This is a genomic window from Bartonella tribocorum CIP 105476 (assembly GCF_000196435.1).
In the GTDB taxonomy this organism is placed as follows: Bacteria; Pseudomonadota; Alphaproteobacteria; order Rhizobiales; family Rhizobiaceae; genus Bartonella; species Bartonella tribocorum.
Genome location: NC_010161.1, coordinates 2,240,474 through 2,264,933, shown reverse-complemented (window position 1 = coordinate 2,264,933; position 24,460 = coordinate 2,240,474). Strand labels below are relative to the sequence as shown.

Sequence of the window (24,460 nt, the reverse complement as noted above, 5' to 3'; positions counted from 1 at the left end):
TGTCTTAACGCTTGTAATTTTACACATAATATACTACATCTTGTATGACCTGAGAAATTGAAAAGTCATGAAAGCCTTGTTATGTGTTTACGTAACGGGGCTTTCTTTTATGCTGGGGTTTGGTTTTTTCTATTCCATTTAAATGCATTAAAGCCGTGCCAATTTCTTGACACGGCTTCTGTTTTACAATGCATGAATGTTGTTTTGTTATTCGAAAGTATACGAACATTCCTTTTATTGCACAAAACGTATCAAAATGCAATATCAAAACAGCTTTTAAAACTTAATCTTTTATGTGAAAATATCTTTTTTATCAATTGAAAACATTGTAAAAACACATAAAGTATGTTATGATCTTTATATCATTTAATGGAACTTACAAATATGCTTAATAAAGTGATTTTAATTGGCTATTTAGGTGCAAATCCAGAAAGCAAAACAATGTCATCTGGCGCCGAGGTGGTCAATTTTCGTATGGCAACGTCTGAAAGCTATACAGATAAGGCTACCAATAAGAAAGTAGACAAAACAGAATGGCATTCCGTAGTGGTGTTTAATCCACATCTTGCAAAAATAGCGCTTCAGTATCTCAAAAAGGGGAGCAAAGTTTATATAGAGGGACAGCTTCAAACGCGTAAATGGCAAGATAAAAACGGTATTGAACGTTTTGTAACAGAAGTCATTTTGCCTAAGTACAAAGGCGACTTAAAGCTCTTAGATGGCAAAAATGATGATAATCAAGAGCCGTCATCATCTGCTTATGAGAGAAGTATTTATAGACCTCTTGATACACCCCATACCGTTATGAATGATGATGTTCCTTTTTAAACGAAAGGCGGTGTTGTGAAAAAAAACAAGAGGGGACGCCCTAAAATAACAGGGCAGGTAAGAGAAGCCAATGGGCGTATATCGCGTGCAAAAGCACTCCGTGAAGCTGCTAATCAATTGGCAATAGAAATGCGTGCAAAACGCTTCGGTTTAACCCTATACGAGGCAAAAAATCCACTTTCTGGGTCTTACGTAGGGCGGCTTTGTTTACAAGGCGTGATTACTCAAGAGCAATATGATGCCGCGCAACAGTATTTACAGATAAGAAACGACTATCTATGTGCAAAAGGATTGCCTAATGCAATTTATGACGAAATGCCATCATCTGCTGATGATAAAGCAAGAGACAAATGGGTATCGTTTGCAACAGAGCAGTTTATAAACACGCAAGAGGCACTAAAAGAAGCGCAATGCCTCTATAGACAGTATAATCTTTATGCAGCGCTACAGTACCTCGTTATAGAAGATCAAATGCTATCACACCTTGTGAATTCATTACGTGTTGCTCTTAATGTGCTTCATAGATATTGGAAATAACTACGCTGCAAGAAAGTAGTGTCCGCTCTCTTGTAAAAGTGCTCAGGTGCAAAGGGGCGTTTTTCACCTCTTTCGTTTTTTATGAATTCATCACAAATCGTTGTTATATTCTTTATATCTTTCACACTCTTGATTTTTTTTATCAAGTTCATAGCATAGATCGTCTATTGATTTATCTCTTTGATTAAGTTCATCGCATAGAAAGAGTATTGATACTATTAAACCTAAAATGGCTATTGTAGGAAATAAGAACAAAGTATCACTATATAAAATATCGCAAAAAGATTTATTATAGGCATTTTCTTCAATGAAAGTACAAAATTTTTTTTTATTTTTATCTTGTCCTAACAGAATTACTGACATCATCGTAACCCCACCTATGCCTGTTGTAAAAGCTGAATGATATGTCCATTTTTTGAAGCCATGATAAAGAAATATGCCACATGGGAAAACAAAAGTTGCTAATATCAATATTATAAATAATTTTTCCATAATCGTTTTTTCTTTTTCTTGTAAATCTCTATGCTTTCTGTAACAGATTCCCTTTGAATTTATCAATATGTGTTATTTTTATGTTGACAAAGTGTAGCAAATCGTATTTAATGACATTGCTGTACTTGGGCGTATTGTGTCTAGAGAGGGAAAGGTACAGTCAAAAATCCCCGCAAATGCGGGGTTTTTTATTATCGGGAGGGTGTATTTTATGACATCACAAAATACAGAACAGATTTCTCAAACAAAGAAAAAATATAAACCCCCTAAGGCAGGAATGGGGCGGGTTAAAGGTGTACCAAATAAGAATACACGACTTTTGAAAGAGGCAATTCTTAAAGCGGCTGAATTGGCAGGCAATAAGTATGGGAAAGAGGGGTTAATCTCTTATCTCGAAAAGCAGGCAATAAGATGCCCTGCGGCTTATCTAGCGTTGCTTGGTAAGATCTTGCCTTTACAGGTAACAGGAGAAGATGGGGGGGCGATTAAGATCATAGGGCGTGTAGAAATTGCTCCTTTAATGAATGACGACAAGACAGATTAAGATTGTACCAAAACTTATCCCTATTTTTGCAGGGGATGCTTTGGTACGCGCGGCTTGGGGTGGACGAGGGTCTGGTAAAACAAGATCATTTGCCTTGATGGCTGCTTTAAAAGGCTATCAATTTGGTATGCAAGGGATATCGGGGACTATTCTTTGTGCACGTCAGTTTCAAAATTCGCTAGCAGAGAGTTCATTGGAGGAGATTAAGCGGGCGATTGAAGCCCATGACTTTTTAAGCGAATATTACAAGGTTGGAGAGGCTTCGATTAAGTCAAATGATGGTCGTATAGCTTTTCAGTTTTCTGGACTGGACCGTAATATAGCCAGTATCAAATCCATGGGGCGTATTTTGCTCTGTTGGGTTGATGAGGCAGAGCCGGTAACAGAAACAGCTTGGCAGACGCTTATACCAACTTTGCGTGAAGAGGGAGATGGGTGGCGAGCAGAGTTATGGGTGACATGGAACCCATTGCGAGATAATGCACCGGTTGAAAGTCGGTTTCGCTTTTCAGACAATGAAGCCATTAAGCGTGTAGAGATCAATTGGTCAGACAATCCGAAGTTTCCCAAGATCTTGAATGAAGCGCGGCTTGATGATTTGAGAAACCGCCCCGAGACCTATAAGCATATATGGGAAGGGGCTTATCTTACAGCGGTTCAAGGTGCTTACTATCAAAAAGAAATGTTGGCAGCGGAGCAAGAGGGGCGGATAGGGCGTGTTGCGCGTGATCCTTTAATGCAGATACGCGCCTTTTGGGATATTGGGGGCACAGGAGCCAAGGCAGATGCGACAGCGATATGGATAGCGCAATTTGTAGGCAGAGAGATTAGAGTGCTTGATTATTATGAAGCACAAGGACAGCCGTTATCAGAGCATATCGGTTGGTTGCGTCACAATGGCTATGAGAAGGCACTGATGGTCCTCCCCCATGATGGTGCGACCAGAGACCGTGTGCACAATGTGAGTTTTGAGAGCGCTTTAAATGATGCGGGTTTTGAAACGCAGGTCATTCCTAATCAAGGGGCTGGGGCTGTCAAAATGCGAATAGAGGCAGTGCGACGTATTTTGCCTTCAGTTTGGTTCAATGAAGAGACGACTGTAGCAGGGCGTAAGGCACTGAATTGGTATCATGAGAAATGGGATGAGAAGCGTAATATTGGTTTGGGAGCAGAACATGATTGGTCCAGTCATGGTGCAGATGCTTTTGGATTAATGTGTGTGGGGTATGAACAACCGATGCAGAGACAAAAGAGACAAGCTTATAGCGGTAGAGAAGCCTATGAGAGTACGTCATGGATGGCAGAATGATGGATGATGAAGAGCATTTAGAAAAAGAACATAATGCATCAGATCTGTCAACAGAAGGTTTGTTTCGCAAGTTAGTCAGTTGGTACAAAGAAGATGTGGAGCATGTGAACAAATGGCGTGAACACGCAAGGGAGGATTTTCAATTTTACAATGGTGATCAGTGGAATGATCAAGATTTAGCGGCTTTAAAAGAGCAACGCCGCCCCGTTATGACCTTTAATCGCATTGCCCCACTTGTGAATGCTGTTGTGGGTTCAGAACGCAACAATAAGCGCGAAGTGCAATTTATTCCCCGTCAAATAGGCAAGGCATTGCCCAGTGAATTGCTTACAGGGGCAGCAGAATGGTTTCGTGATATGGCACATGCGGAATACGCAGACAGTGATGCTTTCCAAGATGCTGTCATCTGCGGTATGGGGTGGACCGATACGCGGCTTGATTACGAAAATAGTCTTGATGGTGAACCGGTCATTACGCGTTTAGACCCTTTGAAAATGGTTTGGGATAGTGCGGCAGTGCAACCGAATTTAACGGATGCACAACGCATGTGGTATGTAGACCGCAAGCCATTAGACGTAGCCAAGCAAATGTTTCCCAAAGCTCATTGGAGTGAACTTAGTGCGGATTGGGCGCGTGATGGGGCTGCTTATGAAGGGGTTCATCATAATGATCTTGAAGCTTACGATGATGAGAAGGGCATTGATGTTGAAAACGGTCGACGGATGGTCACACTAGTGGAATGCCGTTGGTTTGAAAGCGAGAGATATTACAAGGCGCCCGATTTGGAAACGGGTGAACTTCGTGATTACAGCGAAGAGGAGTTTAAGCAGCTCCAATGCATGATGCCCGATATCCAAGGGGCGGCTTTCAATAAAAAGGTTGTAAAACGCGCCTTTTTAGGGAGAAAACTGCTTGAATGCCCTGATCAACCTTTGGTTCCAGCGGGTCAATTGGGTTGGGAGTGTATCACGGGGTATTTTGATAAGATAGAACGGCAATTTTATGGGGTTGTCCGTCCGACAAAAGACCCACAACGGTGGGCGAATAAATATTTTAGTCAGGTGATGCATATTCTCAATAGCCAATCCAAAGGTGGGATTATGGCTGAGAGGGGTGCATTTGAAGATGAGAGAGAAGCTGTAAAGAGTTGGAGCAGGGTAGATAGTATTACGGTTTTAAAAAATGGCGCTTTGGCAGGGGGTAAGATACAGCCCAAACCCGTAGCACAGTTTCCAACCGGTTTTTTCCAACTGTTTAATGAAGCGAAAGAAGCAATTAATCAAGTTACAGGTCTCTCACCAGAGTTTATTGGAACGAGAGAAGTTTCACAAGCAGGGATTTTAGAGGCACAACGGCGTCAATCCAGTCTTAACCTGCTTGCTTGTTTGTTTGATGGTTTGCGTTTGTATCGCAAAAGGCAGGGCAAGATCATTTTGCACCTGATACAGAATTATTTGTCTGATGGTCGCTTGGTACGGATATCGGGTGAGGAGAATGCGCAATATATTCCGTTGACCCGTGAAGCGGTAATGAGTGTTGATTATGATATTGTGGTGGATGATGCGCCCACCAGCCCGAATGAGAAAGAGCGGACCTTTGGCATTATCACGCAATTATTACCGTTGCTTCAAAATGCTGTTACACCGGATATTATGCTTGATTTGCTTCGTTACTCACCCTTGCCTGCGTCTCTGCTTAATCGTGTGAGCGAGAAGATGCAACAGCAGCAAATGGCACAACAAGCCCAGCAACAGCAAATGAATCCGGAACAAGAAATGAAGTTGCAAGAAAAGCAGCAGGATATTGCTGCTAAAAGTCAGATGCAACAGATGGATTTGCAAGGCAAGCAGATTGAATTGTTCATGCGTCAAAAGAGAGCAGAATTGGAAGCAGAAATGATGCAACAGAGGCATGACATTGAACGGCAGAAGCTTCTCAATGAACAAGCACACAATCAGATTATGCGAGAGAGAATAGCATTGCACAGAGGCATGCATATTTGAGAGAGGTTAGAGAATGAATGCAGAAATGAACGAAGCTATGAATGAAGATTACAGGGTTGGAGCACCGGTCTTTGATGATGAGAGCTCTTTTGAGAGCGATTATGATGTCGAGACAGTTGAGAGCCATGATGCGACACCTTCAGAGCCGGTTGCAGAGCCCGTTGACAAGCCTTCAGAAATCGTTCCTAGTATAGAGCAGCAGCGCGCTGTAGAACAAGCCAAACAAGCCCGTGAAGCGCTTGTCAAGTTTTATGAACCCCAAGCCCAGACACCCATGGTTGAAGGAGAAGGTGGACCTCCAGACCCTACACAAGACATTATTGGTTACATGGGTTGGATGGGAAAAAAGTTACAAGAGCAAGATGCGTATATTAGGGCACAGAAAGAGGCGCTAAGACAAGCTGAGGAACAGCAACAGCATGATATGCGTCTTGGTCAGTTTTTCAATAATTCTGTTGAGACATTTAAAACTAAATCCAGTGATTTTGATGCGGCAGCAAATTTTCTTTATGAGACGCGTGCAAAAGAATTGAGGTCTTGGTCGTCACTTTATCCAGAGTGTGCAGATCAAAACACAATAGATGCGATTATAAAAGATCAATTGCATGCGCTTGTAGCGACTTGTGCACAAAGAGATCTCAATCCGGCAGAAGAGCTTTATAGGATAGCGCAAAATCTTGGCTATCAAAATCAAGCAGTGCAAGCGAATAATCAAGTTGCGGCGCTTCAAAACCGTCAGAATTCTGCGCGAACCTTAACGGCATCTGGTGGAGGAGGGAGTACTGGACCAATGACTAAACAAACTCTATCCGATATGTCAGAGAAGGAATTTGATGTGTGGATATCCAATCCGAAGAATGAAGCGCGTTTTTATGAAATTATGGGTGCAGACCCCGATTAGGCAATAGATTTTACAGCATAATCCGCCTCTGATGCGGGTTTTCCACCGGCTTTAAAGCCGGTTTTTTTATAGCAAAGAAAGGTGAAACAAAAAATGGCAACAACACATATAGGGACTCATGATCCGCAATCGGTGAAATTGTGGTCACAGAAATTAAGCAATGAAGTTTTGAAAGCGACGAAAATTGCCCCTCTGATTGGCAAAAGTTCGAATAGTATTATCCAGCTTTATAACGAAACCCATAAGAGTGCAGGGGACAGCGTTACATTCAGTTTGTTGGTCAATCTGTTTGGGGACGGTGTCACGCAGGGTGAAACCTTAGAGGGCAATGAAGAAGCGCTTCAATTTATGAATGATCGGTTGGTAATTAACGAGCTCTTACATGCAGCACGTGTTGCCAATGATGACTCGATTGACCAACAGAGAATCCTCCCGAATTTACGCAAGAAAGCCAAAGAAGGCTTGGTTCGCTGGTATGCCAATCGTTTAAGCATCATGTTCTTTTTGCAAGTATGTGGTTATACAGCCCGTACCATTAGTGTTGATGGTCGAGAAGTGTACATTAAACCGGTTCATTATGGCTTTAATGAAATCATGGCACCAAGCAGTGAACGGATTATTCGTCCCGATGCAAAAACCAAGGATGAAGATCTCACCGATAAAGCGAAACATAGCTTTAGCTTGAAGTTGATTGATGAAGCGGTTAAACAAGCAAAACTTGCCAATCCGCAAATTTCTCCTGTCCATGTCAATGGTGATGATGTTTACGTTCTCTATTTGCACCCAACACAAGTGATGCAATTGCGCACCAATACAGCTGCTGGTGAATGGTTAGATATCCAAAAATCAGTTTATGCGACTTCTCGTGCAAAGAACCCAATCTTTGATGGTTCTCTTGGCATGTATAATGGTGTTATTTTACGCGAAGCTATTCATGTCACTCACGGTGTAAAATCGACAGATCATACAGCTGTCAAAAGTGTGCGTCGTGCGGTGTTCTTAGGAGCGCAGAGTGCAATTATAGGTTTTGGGAAAAATCATAGTGCAACAAATTACACCCTTAAAGAAGAGTATTTTGATTATGAACGTGAATTTGGTGTTGCAGCAAAAACTTTGATAGGAATGAAGAAAACTCGTTTCCAAATGCCAAATAGTGGACAGACAGCCCAAGATTTTGGAACGATTGTTATTCCTACCTACAGCGGTGAAGCCGCAGCGTAAACATTAAGGAGGAAAACAAGACATGGCAGATCAATTACCCCCTCCATTACAAGGGAGAAATTTGCATACGCAGCAGGTAAGCTTCTTGCGTTTGAATATCTCACATAAAGAGAAGAATCTTACAGAGAAAATCGGAATTTTGCCTCGTGGCGCTTTGATTACTTCAATTAAAACGTTTGTGAAGACGGCATTTTCCGAAGCGAAATTGAAGATTGGCAGCAGCTATGGGGGCAATGAGTTTGGCGAAAAAGATATCAAAGCCCAAACTACACAAGATTTTACACCAACAGACCAAAAGGTTTTTGCTCCAGAGGATAAAGAAATGACCCTTTATGCAACAAGAGATAAAACCACAGATGCTGGTGAATGTGTTGTGGTCGTGCAATTTGTGGCAAATCATTAAGGAATACAACATGGCAGATTATTTACCAGAGCCCTTACAGGGGAGAAACCTTCATACGCAGCAAGTAAGCTTCTTGCGTCTTAATTTTAGCTATGAAAACAAAGAAAACGTAATGAAGATAGGCACTCTCCCTCGTGGTGCTTTAATTATTTCGATCAAGGCGTTTATTAAGACAGCATTTTCGGACACAAAGGTCAAAATAGGCAGCACTGCTGGCGGGACTGAATTTGGTGAGTTAGAGATCAAACAAGCGGGTATTAAAGCAGCGACGATTTCTAATCAGAAGGAGTTTGTTCCCTCTGATAAAGAGGTCACGCTTTATGCCAAAGCCGATAAAACAGTCCAAGCTGGTCAAGCAAGTATAGTCGTTGAATTCGTAACCAATCACTGAAATTGAGAGGAGAGATCTATTAACTCTCCTTCAGTTTATGAAGTAGAAGACTGTACAAAGAGTTGCAGGTTAAGGGCAGATAAGACAGCGACTAAAGTAGAAAGCTTGGGGTCACCCGTTTTACTTAAGGAGCGATATAATCCACTGCGTTCGCGATTGGTTTCTTTTGCTAAAGCACGCATATTTTGAGAGCGAGCAACGATACCAATGGCATCCGCTATATGAGCGGCATCACCAGTTTTGAAGGCTTCATTGAGAAATGCTTGTTGTACTTCAATGTCTTCAAGATATTCTTCTGGTTTAAATGGGGTTGTTTTCATCACTGTACTCCTCTTTTAACTTTAACGCTTGTTCGATATCCCTTTGCTGCGTTGATTTATCTCCACCACATAACAAAAGGATAAAATCAGAGCCTTTTTGGGTAAAATAAATTCTGTAACCAGCACCATAGTGGATGCGTACTTCACCTATGCTATTGAAGAACTTAACATCACCCAAAAGTCCTTGTTTTAAGCGTACAACACGTTGAAGAATAATCGCTTTAGCCTTTTTATCTTTGAGTTTCTTAAGCCAATTATCAAATTCTATCGTTTTATGAATGAATATCATTAGTGCACTGTAATGCACATGATGTGTAATGTCAATAATAATATTCCTTACAGAAAGGTATTTTGATGACGCGTCATTATATTCGGGTTAGGACAGGCGGACCAATACCGGCTAGTCAAAATGTTTATCACCATAGAAAAACGCTTTCACACATGGTGTCTGTTATCCAAGATGAGATTGATGACATTACGGACGAGTATGTAGCACAAATCCAAGAAAGTATTTTTGCTGCTATTCGTTTTTGTGAGAGGGAAACTTTTTACTTTAACGAAAGCCGTGATGTGGTGTTTGAAACACGGGCGGGTCAAGGCGCTTATGATGCAACGGACACCCGCCATATTGAAACAGCTGTCAAAATAAGGAGCGTTTATCTTTGTTCTGATCCACATCATAAGATTGAATTAGAGCACAGGAGTCCTTTTTCTCTAGAGTCTTCGTTATCATCAGAGCAGCGAGGAACACCGGTTTGTTACAGTTATTTTGATAGGAAACTGCATCTTTATCCCACACCGGACAGAGCCTATCAGATTCAACTCATACTCTCTCCACAGCGTTTATCAGAGATAGAGCGTGTTGATGAAGAGCATCTATGGTTTGTGCACGCGTTTGATCTGATTAAGGCGCGTGCAAAATATGAGTTGTACAAGAATATCCTTAAAGAACCCGATTGTGCAACGGCAGCTTATAATGACTTTACCGAGCAGTTGCATGAATTGCGTGCAGAGACGTCCAAACGTCATAACGTCACACGCATAATTCCAACGGATTTCTAAAATGGTTTATTTTCCAATCGCTGATTATCGCCCCGATGTTTCGGTCGTCAATGGCAGCTTTACGGATACACTTGTGAATGTTTTACCGGCAGATGGAGGCTATATTCCTATGCCTAGCGCAATGGTAGTATCGGCTCCTTTGGGAGAAAAGCCTTTGGGGTGTATAGCGTTTCGAAGTGGTAATGGGGTTAAGATTATCGTAGGAGGAGCCAAAAAGCTTTATAGTTATGATAGTCAAACGCAGGGTTGGAAAGACATAAGCCAAAGCGGTGTGACCTATCAAGCAAATGAGGATAATCAATGGTCCTTTGCGTTGTTTGGCGAATCCATTATTGCGGTAAACAAAAATGATAAACCGCAAGTTTTCAAGGTTCGTAGTTCTGAACGGTTTGAAGAATTAGGAGGCAATCCACCGAAAGCAGGATTGGTCAAGGTTTGGGGTGATTTTGTTTGTTTGATGCAATTGACAGATCATCCCAATCGTATTCATTGGTCGGGTTTGAATGACGCAACTCATTGGACGGTAGGTGATAAAGATTGTTATTATCATAATTTTAATGATGGAGAATATGTGCAAGGTGCGACAGAATCGAGCAATCCACTCGTTTTTTTGCGTTCTGCTATTTATGCTGGTTGTTTTACGTTAGGCTCTAAGGTTCCTTTTATTTTTCAAAAGCTTCAAGACAAGCGCGGGGCGCGCAGTGCAGCCTCTATAGCTTGTCGAGGCAGTGATGCTTTTTTTGCTGGTGATGGTGGCTTTTATCAGATGAGTGCTGATGGTCAATTTTTACCGATAGGCTTTGAGAAAGTTGATAGAACGGTTTTTAAAAGCTTTGATAAGTTTGCTCTTGATGAGATGCAAGGGGTTATAGATCCCATTGATAACCGGATTTACTGGTCATTAAAGAGAGGTAATAACGAGCAAACGACCTTTGTTTATGATTGGGGCTTGCAGAAATGGTCGACGCTACAGGGAAAGCCTTTCACATTGTTTCCCGTATTTACGACAGGTTATACTTTAGAACAGTTAGATGAGATCTCGATCAATCTTGAGTCCTTGCCTGCTTCTTTAGACAGCCCTCGTTGGCAAAGTGGCGCTCCCATGCTTGGTGCTTTTGATGAAAACAATTGTCTTGTTATGTTTACGGGCGCACCGATGGAGGCAACGGTTGTTTCGCAAGAGATGGGGGCACCGGATGGAAGTTTTAACTTTATCACGAAGATGTTTGCCGAAGTTGATACGACGCAAGGTCTTTTAAGTATCGGAGAACGTCGTCTTCGCAATCATCAGACGCCGATCACATGGCACAAGGAGAGAGAATGTTCCTATGCTACAGGTGCTTATCACGGTCGTTCACGCAATCGTTATCACCGGTTTAAATTACGCATTCCTAAAAATGAACCTTGGACGGCAATTACGGGGTTTGATGTTGATTTACGTCCTTTAGGCAGAGGGTAATGGCAAAAGTCTATTTGACCACGTCTTGGGATATGGAGCGTATAGCGCCTTATCTGGAAGACATCATTGCATCCTTTAGAGCATATGTAGAACGTTTTAAACATGAAATCACGTTGCAAGATCTTATTGAAGCCATTTGCACGGGGGAAAAACAGTTATGGCTTGTTTTGGATGATGACGAGCGCTTTTTAGCGGCATTCACGACCCAGATACAGCAGACAGTTTTAGGAAAGAAGCGCGCACTGATTTGTGAATGTAGTGGCAAGGGTGTTCTTGATCAAGTTGACAATTTGCAGGTTGCAGAGGATTGGGCGCGTGAGAATGGTGCTTTTGAGATAGAGATCTTGGGTCGTTTAGGCTGGAAACGTGCACTGAACAAACAAGGTTATGGCATAGATATGCTTTATTATAGGAAGGAATTGTGAAATGGGGAGCAAGAGACCAGAAACAACACAACAACAACAGGTTCAGACAAGCGCCCCTCCTAGTTGGATGCAGAATGTCTTTAAGCGAGGTGGTGCTGATGCGTATAATCTGTATGATACAGGGATGGGTGGGAATGTTTATGGCGGTCCTCGTGTAGCGCCATTAAGTGATCAGACGCTCTATGGAATTGGTGGTCTTGGTAGTATTCCTAACCATTATCAAAATCGCTCTTTGATGAATACAATTTACAATCCGACATCATCAATGATGAATCTTCGACATGTAGCTTCTGGTGGTATGATGGGAGAAAATTCGTATTTCAAACAAGCACTTCAAGAAGCATTAGATGATTCAGACACTCAAATTAACAGATATTTCTCAGGGATTGGTCGTTATGCAACTCCTGATCACAGAGAGGAAGTGCGGAAAGGAAGAGATTCTATCTACGCGCGTGCTATGTTAGAGCAATATAATCGTGATGCGGACCGCATGATGCAAGCCAATGCCATGATAGACCAAGCCAATCAAAATCAATTGGGAGCCTCCAATAACTTCTTACAGGGTTATGGGAATGCTTATTCCAATGCCATACAGGGGGGAGGAGTGCTTGATACTCACAATCAGAGAGTTGTTGATGCCAATCGCGAACGTTGGCTGGAGCAAGACAATAGCGGTTGGAATAGGTTGAATATGCTTATGAACGCCGGTCATGGTTTTGCAAGAAATTACGGCACGACAACGAATAATATGTCAGGCTCTAAGATGCATGGTAACGACCCTTGGCAGAATGCTATGATGGTGCTTTTTGGATTAAAGAAGGCTGCGGAAAAGGCAGCAAATGCTGCCGGTTAGTTTGAATAATCTTAGAAAAATAAGGGGTAGTGTAATGGTTTTTATGGATTTTGACCAGAGAAATAGAAGTTTGGCATTAAAACGAAAAAAAACGGGAACAGAGTTATTACAGGAAGCAATACAGGAAAATCAAAGATTTGGATCTCAAGTACCAGCTCTTCCTAGTATGATTTCTATGAATAATCCATACAATATAGGTTCCTTTTCTTTTGCCCCAATAGGTTCTATTCGTCCTGCTCAGATAGGTAGTGAGGAAAATAAACCTTCTCCAATTCCAAGAGAAGAAATTCCACCTAGTGTAGGAAATCATGCATCTGTTCCAACAGAACAAGTTATACCACAAGAACAGAATTCTAAACCAGAACCTAGTTTTTGGGATAAACTTTCACGTTTTTCACAGTCTGATGTTAGTAAAAATATTGATGATTTTCTTATGGGGGCGATAACGGCAAGTCCAGATTCGTCTGGATGGCAACGTTTTGCCAAGGGGCTGAAGAACTTGCATGAAGGCGATAAACAAAGAGGGCAGGTTAACCAGACCGTCGAGTATCTAAAATCTAAAGGCTACAGTGAAGAAGAAGCGCGGTTCATGGCACGGAATCCTCAAATGCTTAATGGGTTGTTTACACAAGGAATGAATGCACGTTCTAGTTCTCAACAAATAGATAATACATCACCTAAACTTTCTCCTGATTACTATGGTGTTTTTAATCCTGAGACTAAACAGTGGGAAGCAAATGTTGTTAAAAGAAGTAAGACATATGAGGAAAAAAAAGAAAAGCTTACAAAGCAAAAAAATTTTTTTGAATCTGAATTAGTTAGTCAGAATACTAATATTAGGTTACTTGAGAATACAGAAAAACTAGTTCGATCTACATTAACTGGTACAAATATATTCGCACCAATATTTTCAATATTATCTTCAACTGACGCTGCAATATTAAAGTCAAATATTGAAGCGATTAAAAAGAATCTTGCACGTGATACTTTGGAGGAAATGAAACAGAAGTCACCAAATGGAGCGTCAGGGTATGGAAATATGAATATACAAGAATTTACATCATTACAGACCCGTTTGGGAAATTTAGATCCAAACCTGAGGCGAGATGTATTGTTAGAAGAAATTATAGCTGTAAAAGAGGCAGTGTTGAAGGCAAGGAGTAATACACAAAAACTTTTAAATAATTGGAACACTGAATATAATGATTTTCTATCATTGCCTACTTTACCTATTTCACAATTTACACATGTAAAAAATAAAGATGATGAGGATAGATTGTCTAAAGGTGAATTCTTTGTAGATGACGGTGGTTACGTAAGAAACAAGTGAAAGAGAAATTGATATGGGATATGTACCTTATTCTCCTATTATTGGCCATATTTCAGATAAAGACATAATGGAAAAAATTCAAGCGGCATTGTATAAAAATAGCAGCCAGCAGACGAGTAATTATACACCTTATTCTCCTATCATTGGTCATATTTCAGATAAAGATATAATGGAAAAAATTTGGAATGCACAAAATAGCTATACAGGGGTTACGCAGCATCCAGAAGAAACACAAAAGTTAGAAGAAGAATATCCTCCTGAAAATATTTCGATATGGGATGCTCTCAAAAGCTCTACTGCAGAAGGACTTACAGCAAACTTTAGTGATGAGCTTCAAGGTTTGTTTTCCTACTTATCAGGAAGCAATTATGATGAGGCTGTAAAGAAGGCACGCGCTTATCAGAGGGCAGTACATAGAGCATACCCTTGGTTATCATTTGGTGGAAATGTTATAGGGTCTATTTTACCATTGATAGCGACAGGGGGAGTGCCGTTAATTGCGAGTAGGTTAGGGTTAGCAGCATTTGGAGCTAGAAAAGCTGGTTTGTTTCCCCGTCTTTTAGGTGAAGCAATAGGTATTCCAGGAAAAGATTTAGGTCTTAAAACAGCGGTGAGATCAGGTGCATTATCAGGAGCGTTATCAGGAGTTGGAAGTGGTGTAGGATGGGAAGATTCTATAGATAGTGGGATAAATAATGCTGCAATTGGAAGTGTAGCGTCTCCATTTCTCTCTATCGTAGGTTCTTTTGCTGGGAGAGGGTATAATGCTATCGGCAATGCAAGAAAGAAAGCTCCAGATGGTTTTTCTAAGAGAGATTTACGGAATATTGCTAGTTATGCATATCATTCGGGGATAAAAAACCTACCAGATACTCTTGCAAAAAGTGGTTCTGAAGCACGTCTTAGTGATATTATTCCAGGATTTAAAAATCATATTTATGGTATAGTTCAAAACAATAGGATGCTTCATGAGCAGCTTAATGAAGAGCTTGGTAAAAGAGCAGCTGGAATTTCAGGACGAATGGGCAAAGCTCTAGATGAAAACTTTATCAAAAGAAAGGGAAGTGGAGATCTTGAAGATGTTTTAGAAGAGTCAGTAAACAAATCTACTTCGACTCTGGATGCAGGACAGCTTCAAAAAGCTTTTGATAATATAGGTAGTATAAAGTCACAACCATTATATGATACAGCATTAAGTACTGCTTTAAAGCCTGAACACCAAAAAAAGGTGCAACAGTTAATGGAGCATTCACATTTTAAGAAAGCTTACGAAGAAGCTACGCAAGATGTCAATAATCGAAAAATTACGGATGCGGCGTATGTACAAAAATATCCTGATTCTATAATGGATATTCTTCACCGAACCAAAGTAAAGATTAGCAATCAGATTAAACGTGATAATCTAAATGGTATAGACACTGCGGATCTTGTTTCACTTGAAAAGTATATTATAAAGTTGCTAGAGGACATTTCAGGGGATTATAAGACAGCAAGGGAGGTTTTTGCCTCTTATAAAGATCTCTCTAAAGCTATAAAAGAAGGATACGATTCTTTGAGTTCTTCTGTTTCTATCAATGAGGCTCTGAATAAAAGTAATCTATATCAAAGTAAAGGTAAAGTGTCATCTGTTGGTGATAGAGCTCCGTCATTCGAAGATGCTTATAAATTAGGCACAAGAAGTAAGATTGATGATGAAATGTTCAATTCTAGCGATAAGTTAGAATATTATAAAAATCTTTTCAACACAGACAGCTATGTAGAAAAACTAAAATCTCTTTTTGGTGAAGATGCTGTAAAGAGACTAAAGGACGCTTTTGAGTACGAACAATTGTATAATAAAACCTATAAGGGAATTCCAGAGCTAAGAGATAGAGCACGCCCAAAACTTTTTCAAGGGCTTAAAGAATATAAAGATATTGGGCAATTTCCGCATGCTGTTGTAAGAATACTAAGAAATGCACACAGGATGACAACAAGCCAGAAAAATCTAAAAGCTCTCCAGAAACTAGATAAAAAAATGCTAGAGCTCGATTCTTTAAAAGTAGGGGGATATAATAACAAACAAGTAGCAAAAATTATTCAAGATTTCATTAATGATTATGAAAAAGGACTTGTAAACAATGATATTGCAAAACGCTTTCATGCTTCTTTATCTCGATTAATGTGGGGAATGATGACAGCGGGATCTAGGAATTCTGAGTAATGCAATAGTGATATCAACAATGGGGAAAGCTAACAAAATGACTAGCTATTATAGTCCTTCAGTAGATGAAGCGATCCGTCAAGCAGCAGCGCGTTATGGTTTGCCAGAAAGCTATTTATACCGTGTTGCGCAAGTGGAAAGTGGTGGCAATCCCAATGCAAGGAACCCCCGTTCTTCTGCGGGTGGTTTGTATCAATTTATAGACAGCACCGCCAAACAATATGGTTTGCAAGACCGTTTTGATCCCATGCAAGCGGCAGATGCCATGGGGCGCTTGACCCTTGACAATCGTAATCATTTAAGCCGTGTTTTGGGAAGGGCGCCTACCGATGCAGAATTGTATTTAGCACACCAACAAGGGGCAGGTGGAGCCGCGCGTCTTTTGCAAAATCCCCATGCTAATGCAGCGCAATTGGTTGGGAGTAATGCGGTTGGTTTGAATGCAGGCAATAACGCAATGCGCGCAAGTGATTTTGTTAACCGTGTGTTACAGATGTATGGGGGACAGCCTTATCGAGCAAGCCCTATTGTGCAAGGTGGTTTTGGCAATAGGGACAACATGTTAGAGGTTTTACGGGCATTATTAGCATCACAAGAAGAGTCTTCGGAAGAAGAAGAGAGTGATGAAGATGATAACCCTTTAATGACGCCATTCATGCGGGCATTTTACGGACCATTTTACCGAAATTAGGATTCATGAGAGATGTCAACGATTTATGATTGGTCGCTTAGAGCGGCGGATAATACGCGTTGTGATGCTTTAATTGACTGGTCAGAGGGACAGCATCCTAGCAGTGTAAACAAGAGCGCCCGTGTGATGATGCAGCGCGTGCGAGAATATTTATCGGATACGGGTGGAGCGCTTGAAGGCATTGTTATCAATGACCATGTTCAACAAACGAGCACAATAAGACTTCAAAGCCAATCGCAATTTTTAGAGTATAAGAATGGGATTGTTTTGCGCTTTATGGCAACGGGCAGGAATGTTGGGGCGACAACGATTGTCTTGAATGCTTTAGATGGCAAGCCGGTTTATAAAGCAACAGAATTAGGGGTTGGTCCTTTATTGGGAGGGGAACTCCAAGAAGGGTGTGTTTATACAGTGGTGTCTTGTGAAGACTATTGGCATCTTGTTAATCCTACCCCTATGCCAAGAGAAGAAGAAATCAGTCTTTATCCTACTGGATTTATAGGCACGTTTGGTATGCGTGATGTTCCAAAAGATTGGTTAATTTGCGATGGGAAGGCTTATTTGCGTCGTGACTATCGCGATTTATTTGAGACGATAGGAACGGTTTGGGGAGAAGGAGATAGTGTAACGACATTTAATGTTCCGGATTTTCGAGGAATGTTTTTACGGGGAGTTGATGGTGGAAGTAATTTAGACCCCAATCGTCGGTTTGCAAGTGTTCAGACAGATTTAATCCAGTCTCACCAACATGAAGGTCAAACTCTTTCGATGCCTCATTTTACCAGCAACGAAAACTTTTGGGATGGGAATACGACGGAGGTATTAGGTTATCGTCTAGGCTTGTTTGGAGGGGGAGCTCTAGCGAATTTTATGGGTATAGAGAGTGAGAATTTAAAGAGTCACGTTGCAACTCCCTATTCCTTTGATGAGAATCAAGAAGTTATTTTGGAAAGCACTGGAGAAGGTGAAACGCGTCCAGTCAATGTTTCTGTCTTGTTTGCGATTAAGACATGAGGTTTAAGATGTCAACGATTTATGATTGGTCTTTGAGAGCCTCTGAGAATGCGTATTGTGATGGGTTGATTAATTGGTCAGATGGACAGCGCCCTAGTAGCGTGAATAATAGTGCGCGTGGGATGATGCAGCGTGTGCGTGAGTATTTATCGGATACGAGTGGTGTGATTGAAAGCACGTTTACGGTTGATGTTGGACAGCAGACAACGTTGATAAGACTTCAAAGCCAATCGCGTTTTTTGAAATATAAGAATGGGATATCGCTTTGTTTTAAAGCGAAGAGCAAGAATGTAGGGGCGACCACGATTGCTTTGAATGATTTATCCGCCAAGCCCGTTTACAAGGCGACGGAATTAGGCATCAGTCCTTTATCGGGAGGGGAATTTCAAAAGGGGTGCATTTATAGCTTGGTCTATAGAGCAGATGCTTGGCATGTCTTAAATCCTACGCCGGTTTCTTTACCATCAGAGCCGATTCTCCCCGTTTATCCTGCAGGGACGATAGGGATTTTTGGGATGCAAGTTTTGCCGGAGGGCTGGTTGTTGTGTGATGGTAAGGCTTATTTGCGCAGTGAGTATAGTGCTCTTTACAAAGCGATATGGATCAGGTGGGGGGGCAGTGATAGTGTTACCCATTTTAACGTTCCGGATTTGCGTGGTGTTTTTTTGCGTGGCGTTGATGATGACCGCGAGATAGACCGTTTTCGTTATTTGGGTACTTTCCAGACTGATAGCATGAGAAAGCATGAACATGGGGGTCACACCGTTACGATTTTTAATGATGAAAATGAGGAAGAGAGTTGGTATGGTGATATGACGATCATCTGGGGTTATACACTTAATGACCAGCAAAGGTTAAAGCTAGCCGAACGTTTGGGGGTGAGAGCAGAGGATATACGGGTTCGTCATTCGCTAGCTTTTCCTCATACACACCTTCATATGCGTGATGTTGCGTTGACCAGTTCCGGTGTCAGTGAGACACGTCCGATTAATATGAGTGTTGTGTTTGCGATCAAGACGTGAGGTTAAGATGTCGACGATTTATGATTGGTCTTTAAGCGCCTCCGAGAATGGTGGTGCGGATAATCTGATTAATTGGTCAGAAGGACAACATCCGAACACGGTCAATAATAGTGCGCGTTTTATGATGCAGCGTGTGCGTGAATATTTATCCGATATAGGGGGTGTGATTGAAGGCATTGTTACGTTTGATGATAAACAAAAGACAAGTGCGATACGTCTTCAAAGTTCCTCTCATTTTTTAGAGTATAAGAATGGGATATCGCTTTGTTTTAAAGCGAAGGGCAAGAATGTAGGGGCAACTACGATTGCTTTGAATAATTTAGCCGGCAAGCCCGTTTATAAGGCAACAGATACTGGTTTATTAGCTTTAACGGGAGGCGAAATCCAAGATGGCAGTCTTTATAGAGTTATTTACGATGAAGATATAACCGGTTGGCAAATTCTCAATCCCACAAGGGGAAAAGTTTCTTTCTTAAAACGTTTACCGTCTGGTTTAATCGGTCCTTTTGGCATGGAACGCTTGCCGGACGGTTGGTTACCTTGTGATGGGCGTGCTTATTCGCGAAGAACGTATAGAGCCTTGTTTGATGCGATAGGCACGACGTGGGGTCAAGGGGATGGTGCTACGACGTTTAATGTTCCTGATTTTCGGGGAATGTTTTTAAGAGGCATGGACTATGAACGCAATTTAGACCCTTGGCGTTCTTTTGCAAGTCAACAAGCTTGTTCGTTGAAAGCGCATGAACATGTTATTGGTCCAGAGTCTTCAGGTGATCATTCTTCTCGAAAGAAACGGGATGTTTCTTCTTCTCAAGCGCCCTTGAGAAGGCGCAAGAGAGCTATAGACGAAGAGTGTTTAGGCTTGGATGGGGATGCCTTGGCAAGCTGTAATAAAGAATTTGACCAAATAGCCGGAAGTCCACAGGTAGAGGCTCCCTTTTGGTTCACAGAAAAAGATAAGCCAGCTCGTTTGCCTTGGTTTATCCGGAGCCCCTTTGCAAACTTTTTATATTATTCGACGCCGATCAAAGAAGGCGTCATGACAGCGCATCATGAACATCACCTTATGGCGGAGAGTGTTGGTGGTGTTGAGACGCGCCCGGTTAATGTGAGTATCGTTTATGGGATCAAGACATGAGGAGTTGAAATGACCTTAAAACCGTTTGCCATATCAGAGCTTAGCGACCCGTCTCAAGTACGGGTCGTTTTGTATTCGGGGGATCATTTTGTTCACGCCCCGCTTCATGGTGTTTTTGATTTACTGAAAACAGCTTTGAAAAGCGAGCTTGATGGTTCGTTAAAAGATTTAGAGAAGTGCTTAGAAGCCTTAAGGGAAGAGGTTGAAGACTTGAAAGAGTGTTCATTGGATGAAGCTCTCTGAATGATGTAAGGAGGAAAGCAGATGAAGATACCCGATCATAGTCATGAATATTTGATACCGGTAGCAACACAAGAGGAAATCAGAGAAGGGATATCGCAAGATACGGTTGTTGTTCCGAAGCTTTTAGGAACGGCATCTTTGTATTCGTATGAAACCTTTGCGCCGTTAGAACAGGTTGTAAATGCACGTCAAGAGTCTGAAAAAGCCATGGCACGTGCAAATGGAGCGCAACAGGTTGCCGAAGAATCGAAGAGGGTTTCGGAACAAGCGCTTAGCGAAGTGACAAAAACAGTTCAAACAGCCACGACGGCGCTTACGACGTCTCATGAAGCGAAGGAAGAAGTTAAAGCAGCCACGACAACGGCTAGTCTTGCGAAAGATACAGCGGATACAGCGAAGGGCTTAGCAGAAGAAGCCAAGAATGCTTCTGATGCTGCGAAGCACATGGCAGAAGAGGCAAAAGCAGCAGTCGATAGAGCCTCAGGGGAAATCAATAGTACGAAAGGTTCATTGGATACGGCATTGCAAAGTTTTGAAGAGGTTAAGCAGGTAAGTGAGAATGCCGTTAATATCTCGACCGAAGCCAAGAGGTTAGCTGATGAATCGAAGATCATTGCAACCCGTGCAGAACAAACAGCAAGAGAAGCTTCACAAACGGCAAACGAGACGACGCAAGTATCCGCGACGGCGGTAGCAACGTGTCATGAAGTTAAGACTGTAGCCATGCAAGCCAGTCTTAAGGCGGCTGGCGCCAAACAGACAGCTGATGATGCCAAGGATATGGCGGAAAAGGCAAAAGGGTTATCGGAACGGGCGACGGATTCAGTTACAGAACTTACAAAAACAGTATCTCAAGTAGAAAAGTCAGTAGAGACAGCTTTAACAGAGGTAAGAGAAGCCAAGGAGAAATCAGAGGAGGCAAAAGGCGCAGGCGAACAAGCATTGCAAACAGCTTCAGAAGCAAAGGGTATTTCTGAAACCGCTAAAGGGTTATCGGAACAAGCAACGACGGTATCTAGAGAGGCACAAAAGACATCAGAGCAAGCTCTCAGTGAAGCTAGAGCAGCGAAATCAACGGCGGATAGTGCGTCTAACACAGCTATGGATGCGAAGGGGAGTGCTGAGGAAGCTAAAACATTATCAGAAGAGGCAAAGAAACTTGTTCAGGACAATAAGAATGCTTTTGATGAATCGAATAAAACCCTTGAAGCAGTTAAAGGATTAGCGGAAACGGCATTATCAACCGCCAATGAAGCCAAGCAGAAGGGGGAGGAGATAAGCCAACAAAGCTCAGAAGCATTAATGAAGTCTGGTGAAGCCAAGAACTTAGCAGAGGAAGCGAAAAATTCTGCGGATAGTGCGCAGACAAAATCAGAGCAAGCGCACCAGAGTGCAACCGAAGCAACGCGAATAGCTTCTGAAGCCAAAGCAGCGGCAGAGGCAGCAGCGCGTTCAGGAGAGAGGTCAGGGCAGATTGATGCAGAGGCGTTGAAGGGTATAGCTATAGCAGCAAAGAGTAAAGCGGAAGCAGCAGAGCAGGTAGCAGAAGAAACGAAAGGTGCTTTGGATGGTCTAAAACAAGTAGCAGGTAGTGCGAAGTCGACAGCCGAAGAGGCAAAGAAGGTAGCCGATGGTGCACAAAAGAAGGCATCACAGGTAGAGACAGTAGCGGGTGAAGCTGAAAAGATAGCGAAAGAAGCCAAACAGACAGCCGGTTATGCCAAACATGATGCTGGACAAGCGCGTAGTGAGGCAGAAAATGCAAAAAGTACAGCGAGTACAGCGTTGAGTAAAGCCTACGACGCGAAGGAAGTGGCGGATGGAGCCAAAGTTCGAGCAAGTTTAGCGGAAACAGCAGGTGAAGAAGCCAAGAAAATAGCGGAGAAAGCCAATAACTACGCGTATGAAGCTAAGGGTGAAGTAGGGAAAGCCAAGGAATTAGCGGAGAGTGCGAAGTCCATAGCCCAATCTGCGGAGAGAGCGGCTGAAGAAGCTAAGAAAACAGCCAATACAGCATGGTCAAAGGCGGATGAGGCGAATGATGCGGTAAAGGCTATAAAAGATACAGCCGGTTATGCTAAACATGAAGCAGGACAGGCGCGGTCAATAGCAGAAAAAGCAGAAAAAACAGCTTCATCAACGATGAGTCGCGTTATAGATATCAATCAAGTTGTTGATAATTTTAAAGCTCCGGTAAGTTTAGCGCAGATGGCATCAGAAGAAGCCAAGAAAAGAGCTGAGGCAGCAAATTCCCAAGCGTATGAAGCCAAGAGTGAAGCAGAGAAAGCCAAGGAAACAGCTGATAGAGCGAAAAGGACAGCCGAAGAAGCCAAAACAGTAGCAGAGAAATCGCAACAATCGTCGCAAACGGCAATCACAAAGGCTGATGATGCTTCTCAAGTTGCAAAGGCAGCTAAGAGTGTTGCAGAGCAAGCGACAAAAGTAGCGAATGAAGCCAAAGCGGCAGCAGAACAGGCGGCGAGTGTTGACAGACAAGCGGTAAGTGCTGGCGCAGAAGCATTCAAGAGCCTAGCGGAAGAAGCAAAACGAACAGCAGAAGGAGCCTCCACTATAGCTTCAGAAGCGTTATCGAAAGCCAATGAAAGCAAAACGACAGCCGGAGAAGCAAAAGGTTTAGTGGAAGAAGTAAAGCAATCGGTAGCTACAGCGACAGAAACAGCAGAAGATGCGAAAAATTTAGCAAAGAAAGCGACAGCAGATATTCTTTCTATAAAAGCAAAGGCTTTAACAGCAGAAAGCGTAGCGAACGAAGTCAAAGGTCGTTTAGAAACGGTTGTCATGGCGTCTTCTGAGGCAAAAGCTCTAGCCGAAGAAGCCAAAGAGCTAGCGGAGGAAATGCAAGATGAATCGAACGAAGCGAAGCTTGCCGCTAATTCGGCAAAATTGACAGCTACTTCTGCGGCAACAGATGCTGAAGAAGCGCAAGAAGAAGCAAGAGAAGCCAAGAAAGCTGCTGATCAGGCGAAGGTGCTAGCCGAAGAAGCCAAAAAAACAGTCGATACAACAAAGCAAGAGCTTGGTGGTATTAAGCGTTCTCTCGCAACGGCAACAGCAGCTCAAACAACAGCTACACAGGCAAAAGCACTAGCAGAAGAGATAAATACTTTACTAAAACAGTCCAATTTAGCAATCCTTTCCATTTCGACGCCGTTTCTTATTGCGACAGGAAAAAGTCAATTAACGTTGAAAAAAGGAACGCGTATAACCTTGGCATTAGACAATGATATTTTAGTTGCAAGTTATACGGTAGATACAAGAATAAGTACTCCTTCTCTTTCTGCGGGCAAGGATTATTATGTTTATTTGGTTTTTGATGGAGGAGGGGCTCACAAACTGGTTTTATCAGAAAACTCTACTTATCCAAGGGATTACACAGTTAATAACTCGCGCAAGATAGGAGGGTTTCATACGCTCTGTACGGATGTTGGCACGATTTCCGCTCACCCATTGTCTGGTTATAGGGCAGGGGATATATTACCCCATTCAGTTTGGTGTTTGAATCACCGCCCGTATAGTAGTCCAGAAGGGATGGTGTATGACCCCTCCCAAGATCTTTGGGTTGATATTTATCTTCAGTCAGGGACGGGTGAAAATACCCGCTCTGCGTATAATGTTCCGATCACAACGGGTCGTATCTATACAGACCATGTAGCAGATATGTTGCGTGTCAAGAAAACGTTACTAAGTGATGTGGAATTTGCATCTGCGATGTCTGGAAGTAATGACAAAACAAGTATTACGGGCAAGAAGGCACCCTCTCCTAAGACTTCAGGAGGTCACGTTGATACAGCCAATCGTCGTATGATCTCGCATATCGGTTGTGAGGAAGGTTGTGGTTATGTTTGGCAGTTTTTATCAGGAACATTTCCTATGCAAATAACGAATAGGGGGCAGGCTAGGCTAGAAATGAGATGGTTATCAGGAGGAGGAGGGTGGAGCCATGGTGTAGATAGCGGATGTTTTGCACGTTCCACCATATCTTCTGCTAGAGGTAATGAACAATTATGTGCGCGTGGTTGTAGCCGTCCACGTTATTTTGTTTAGGGAGGA

24 protein-coding genes are annotated in these 24,460 nt (G+C 42.3%); 21 read left to right on the top strand and 3 right to left on the bottom strand.

Translation table 11 applies throughout. The features are described 5' to 3' along the window. Positions 1 to 384 precede the first annotated feature (384 nt). Together ssb and BTR_RS10110 are read left to right on the top strand one after the other, a co-directional pair. On the top strand, positions 385 to 828 hold the full coding sequence (gene ssb, locus BTR_RS10115; protein ID WP_038474212.1) for a single-stranded DNA-binding protein: 444 nt from the start codon (positions 385 to 387) through the stop codon (positions 826 to 828). A gap of 15 nt (positions 829 to 843) precedes the next feature. Next, on the top strand, positions 844 to 1,365 hold the full coding sequence (locus tag BTR_RS10110) for a hypothetical protein (RefSeq protein ID WP_012232372.1): 522 nt from the start codon (positions 844 to 846) through the stop codon (positions 1,363 to 1,365). 90 nt (positions 1,366 to 1,455) lie between these two features. Here the strand turns inward: BTR_RS10110 and BTR_RS10105 are convergent, their stop codons facing one another. Next, a complete protein-coding gene (locus BTR_RS10105) occupies positions 1,456 to 1,857 on the bottom strand; it encodes a hypothetical protein (RefSeq protein ID WP_038474209.1) in 402 nt (133 codons plus the stop codon). Positions 1,858 to 2,068: 211 nt separating this feature from the next. Between BTR_RS10105 and BTR_RS10100 the strand changes: the two genes are divergently transcribed. The 7 genes from BTR_RS10100 (at position 2,069) to BTR_RS10070 (ending at position 8,629) form a co-directional block, all read left to right on the top strand. Next, positions 2,069 to 2,401: a hypothetical protein gene (locus BTR_RS10100; RefSeq protein WP_012232371.1), complete on the top strand. Its 333-nt coding sequence runs from the start codon at positions 2,069 to 2,071 to the stop codon at positions 2,399 to 2,401. Continuing rightward, positions 2,382 to 3,710 carry a PBSX family phage terminase large subunit gene (locus tag BTR_RS10095; RefSeq protein ID WP_012231638.1) on the top strand — a complete coding sequence of 443 codons (1,329 nt, stop codon included), beginning with the start codon at positions 2,382 to 2,384 and terminating at the stop codon, positions 3,708 to 3,710. Before BTR_RS10100 ends, BTR_RS10095 begins: the two co-directional genes overlap by 20 nt. Then, positions 3,695 to 5,713 (top strand): portal protein, encoded by a 2,019-nt coding sequence (locus BTR_RS10090; RefSeq protein WP_012232370.1) that lies wholly within the window; start codon positions 3,695 to 3,697, stop codon positions 5,711 to 5,713. Before BTR_RS10095 ends, BTR_RS10090 begins: the two co-directional genes overlap by 16 nt. A gap of 13 nt (positions 5,714 to 5,726) precedes the next feature. Beyond that, positions 5,727 to 6,614: a hypothetical protein gene (locus BTR_RS10085; RefSeq protein WP_012232369.1), complete on the top strand. Its 888-nt coding sequence runs from the start codon at positions 5,727 to 5,729 to the stop codon at positions 6,612 to 6,614. Between the two features lie 93 nt (positions 6,615 to 6,707). Then, positions 6,708 to 7,835 carry a N4-gp56 family major capsid protein gene (locus BTR_RS10080; protein ID WP_012232368.1) on the top strand — a complete coding sequence of 376 codons (1,128 nt, stop codon included), beginning with the start codon at positions 6,708 to 6,710 and terminating at the stop codon, positions 7,833 to 7,835. Between the two features lie 22 nt (positions 7,836 to 7,857). Next, complete coding sequence (locus BTR_RS10075) at positions 7,858 to 8,238, top strand: hypothetical protein (protein ID WP_012232367.1); 381 nt, start codon at positions 7,858 to 7,860, stop codon at positions 8,236 to 8,238. Positions 8,239 to 8,248: 10 nt separating this feature from the next. Beyond that, positions 8,249 to 8,629 (top strand): hypothetical protein, encoded by a 381-nt coding sequence (locus tag BTR_RS10070; RefSeq protein ID WP_012232366.1) that lies wholly within the window; start codon positions 8,249 to 8,251, stop codon positions 8,627 to 8,629. A 35-nt stretch (positions 8,630 to 8,664) separates the two neighbouring features. Here BTR_RS10070 and BTR_RS10065 read toward each other — a convergent pair whose 3' ends face one another. After that, positions 8,665 to 8,949 carry an addiction module antidote protein gene (locus BTR_RS10065; protein WP_012232365.1) on the bottom strand — a complete coding sequence of 95 codons (285 nt, stop codon included), beginning with the start codon at positions 8,947 to 8,949 and terminating at the stop codon, positions 8,665 to 8,667. Continuing rightward, entirely contained in the window at positions 8,930 to 9,238 is a 309-nt protein-coding gene (locus BTR_RS10060) for a type II toxin-antitoxin system RelE/ParE family toxin (protein ID WP_012232364.1), read from the bottom strand. The genes BTR_RS10065 and BTR_RS10060 overlap by 20 nt, the downstream gene beginning before the upstream one ends. Before the next feature lie 65 nt (positions 9,239 to 9,303). Here BTR_RS10060 and BTR_RS10055 point away from each other — a divergent pair, with 65 nt between their 5' ends. From BTR_RS10055 to BTR_RS13580, 12 genes are read left to right on the top strand one after another with little or no spacing between them, the layout of a single operon-like run. After that, positions 9,304 to 10,011, top strand: coding sequence for a phage adaptor protein (locus tag BTR_RS10055; RefSeq protein WP_012232363.1), 708 nt, complete (start codon positions 9,304 to 9,306; stop codon positions 10,009 to 10,011). A 1-nt stretch (position 10,012) separates the two neighbouring features. After that, complete coding sequence (locus BTR_RS10050; RefSeq protein WP_012232362.1) at positions 10,013 to 11,470, top strand: hypothetical protein; 1,458 nt, start codon at positions 10,013 to 10,015, stop codon at positions 11,468 to 11,470. Further along, the gene (locus BTR_RS10045) at positions 11,470 to 11,895 is read left to right on the top strand and encodes a hypothetical protein (RefSeq protein ID WP_012232361.1); all 426 of its coding nucleotides are present in this window, start codon (positions 11,470 to 11,472) and stop codon (positions 11,893 to 11,895) included. Before BTR_RS10050 ends, BTR_RS10045 begins: the two co-directional genes overlap by 1 nt. Before the next feature lies 1 nt (position 11,896). Beyond that, positions 11,897 to 12,748 carry a hypothetical protein gene (locus BTR_RS10040; protein WP_012232360.1) on the top strand — a complete coding sequence of 284 codons (852 nt, stop codon included), beginning with the start codon at positions 11,897 to 11,899 and terminating at the stop codon, positions 12,746 to 12,748. Between the two features lie 34 nt (positions 12,749 to 12,782). Next, positions 12,783 to 14,078 carry a hypothetical protein gene (locus tag BTR_RS12015; protein ID WP_012232359.1) on the top strand — a complete coding sequence of 432 codons (1,296 nt, stop codon included), beginning with the start codon at positions 12,783 to 12,785 and terminating at the stop codon, positions 14,076 to 14,078. Between the two features lie 13 nt (positions 14,079 to 14,091). Then, a complete protein-coding gene (locus BTR_RS10030; protein ID WP_012232358.1) occupies positions 14,092 to 16,281 on the top strand; it encodes a hypothetical protein in 2,190 nt (729 codons plus the stop codon). A gap of 37 nt (positions 16,282 to 16,318) precedes the next feature. Continuing rightward, positions 16,319 to 16,972, top strand: coding sequence for a transglycosylase SLT domain-containing protein (locus BTR_RS10025; RefSeq protein WP_012232357.1), 654 nt, complete (start codon positions 16,319 to 16,321; stop codon positions 16,970 to 16,972). Positions 16,973 to 16,984: 12 nt separating this feature from the next. Further along, a complete protein-coding gene (locus tag BTR_RS10020) occupies positions 16,985 to 17,986 on the top strand; it encodes a phage tail protein (protein WP_012232356.1) in 1,002 nt (333 codons plus the stop codon). Between the two features lie 8 nt (positions 17,987 to 17,994). Next, positions 17,995 to 19,008: a tail fiber protein gene (locus BTR_RS10015; RefSeq protein ID WP_012232355.1), complete on the top strand. Its 1,014-nt coding sequence runs from the start codon at positions 17,995 to 17,997 to the stop codon at positions 19,006 to 19,008. A gap of 7 nt (positions 19,009 to 19,015) precedes the next feature. Then, complete coding sequence (locus tag BTR_RS10010) at positions 19,016 to 20,146, top strand: phage tail protein (protein WP_012232354.1); 1,131 nt, start codon at positions 19,016 to 19,018, stop codon at positions 20,144 to 20,146. A 9-nt stretch (positions 20,147 to 20,155) separates the two neighbouring features. After that, on the top strand, positions 20,156 to 20,389 hold the full coding sequence (locus BTR_RS10005; RefSeq protein ID WP_012232353.1) for a hypothetical protein: 234 nt from the start codon (positions 20,156 to 20,158) through the stop codon (positions 20,387 to 20,389). Positions 20,390 to 20,410: 21 nt separating this feature from the next. Further along, on the top strand, positions 20,411 to 24,454 hold the full coding sequence (locus BTR_RS13580) for a phage major tropism determinant (protein ID WP_012232352.1): 4,044 nt from the start codon (positions 20,411 to 20,413) through the stop codon (positions 24,452 to 24,454). The last annotated feature ends 6 nt before the right edge of the window (positions 24,455 to 24,460 follow it).

Coding starts and splice junctions, on each gene's coding strand:
- ssb (WP_038474212.1), top strand. CDS start 385: ATGCTTAATAAAGTGATTTTAATTGGCTATTTAGGTGCAAATCCAGAA.
- BTR_RS10105 (WP_038474209.1), bottom strand. CDS start 1,857: ATGGAAAAATTATTTATAATATTGATATTAGCAACTTTTGTTTTCCCA.
- BTR_RS10100 (WP_012232371.1), top strand. CDS start 2,069: ATGACATCACAAAATACAGAACAGATTTCTCAAACAAAGAAAAAATAT.
- BTR_RS10095 (WP_012231638.1), top strand. CDS start 2,382: ATGACGACAAGACAGATTAAGATTGTACCAAAACTTATCCCTATTTTT.
- BTR_RS10090 (WP_012232370.1), top strand. CDS start 3,695: ATGGATGGCAGAATGATGGATGATGAAGAGCATTTAGAAAAAGAACAT.
- BTR_RS10085 (WP_012232369.1), top strand. CDS start 5,727: ATGAATGCAGAAATGAACGAAGCTATGAATGAAGATTACAGGGTTGGA.
- BTR_RS10080 (WP_012232368.1), top strand. CDS start 6,708: ATGGCAACAACACATATAGGGACTCATGATCCGCAATCGGTGAAATTG.
- BTR_RS10075 (WP_012232367.1), top strand. CDS start 7,858: ATGGCAGATCAATTACCCCCTCCATTACAAGGGAGAAATTTGCATACG.
- BTR_RS10070 (WP_012232366.1), top strand. CDS start 8,249: ATGGCAGATTATTTACCAGAGCCCTTACAGGGGAGAAACCTTCATACG.
- BTR_RS10065 (WP_012232365.1), bottom strand. CDS start 8,949: ATGAAAACAACCCCATTTAAACCAGAAGAATATCTTGAAGACATTGAA.
- BTR_RS10060 (WP_012232364.1), bottom strand. CDS start 9,238: ATGATATTCATTCATAAAACGATAGAATTTGATAATTGGCTTAAGAAA.
- BTR_RS10055 (WP_012232363.1), top strand. CDS start 9,304: ATGACGCGTCATTATATTCGGGTTAGGACAGGCGGACCAATACCGGCT.
- BTR_RS10050 (WP_012232362.1), top strand. CDS start 10,013: ATGGTTTATTTTCCAATCGCTGATTATCGCCCCGATGTTTCGGTCGTC.
- BTR_RS10045 (WP_012232361.1), top strand. CDS start 11,470: ATGGCAAAAGTCTATTTGACCACGTCTTGGGATATGGAGCGTATAGCG.
- BTR_RS10040 (WP_012232360.1), top strand. CDS start 11,897: ATGGGGAGCAAGAGACCAGAAACAACACAACAACAACAGGTTCAGACA.
- BTR_RS12015 (WP_012232359.1), top strand. CDS start 12,783: ATGGTTTTTATGGATTTTGACCAGAGAAATAGAAGTTTGGCATTAAAA.
- BTR_RS10030 (WP_012232358.1), top strand. CDS start 14,092: ATGGGATATGTACCTTATTCTCCTATTATTGGCCATATTTCAGATAAA.
- BTR_RS10025 (WP_012232357.1), top strand. CDS start 16,319: ATGACTAGCTATTATAGTCCTTCAGTAGATGAAGCGATCCGTCAAGCA.
- BTR_RS10020 (WP_012232356.1), top strand. CDS start 16,985: ATGTCAACGATTTATGATTGGTCGCTTAGAGCGGCGGATAATACGCGT.
- BTR_RS10015 (WP_012232355.1), top strand. CDS start 17,995: ATGTCAACGATTTATGATTGGTCTTTGAGAGCCTCTGAGAATGCGTAT.
- BTR_RS10010 (WP_012232354.1), top strand. CDS start 19,016: ATGTCGACGATTTATGATTGGTCTTTAAGCGCCTCCGAGAATGGTGGT.
- BTR_RS10005 (WP_012232353.1), top strand. CDS start 20,156: ATGACCTTAAAACCGTTTGCCATATCAGAGCTTAGCGACCCGTCTCAA.
- BTR_RS13580 (WP_012232352.1), top strand. CDS start 20,411: ATGAAGATACCCGATCATAGTCATGAATATTTGATACCGGTAGCAACA.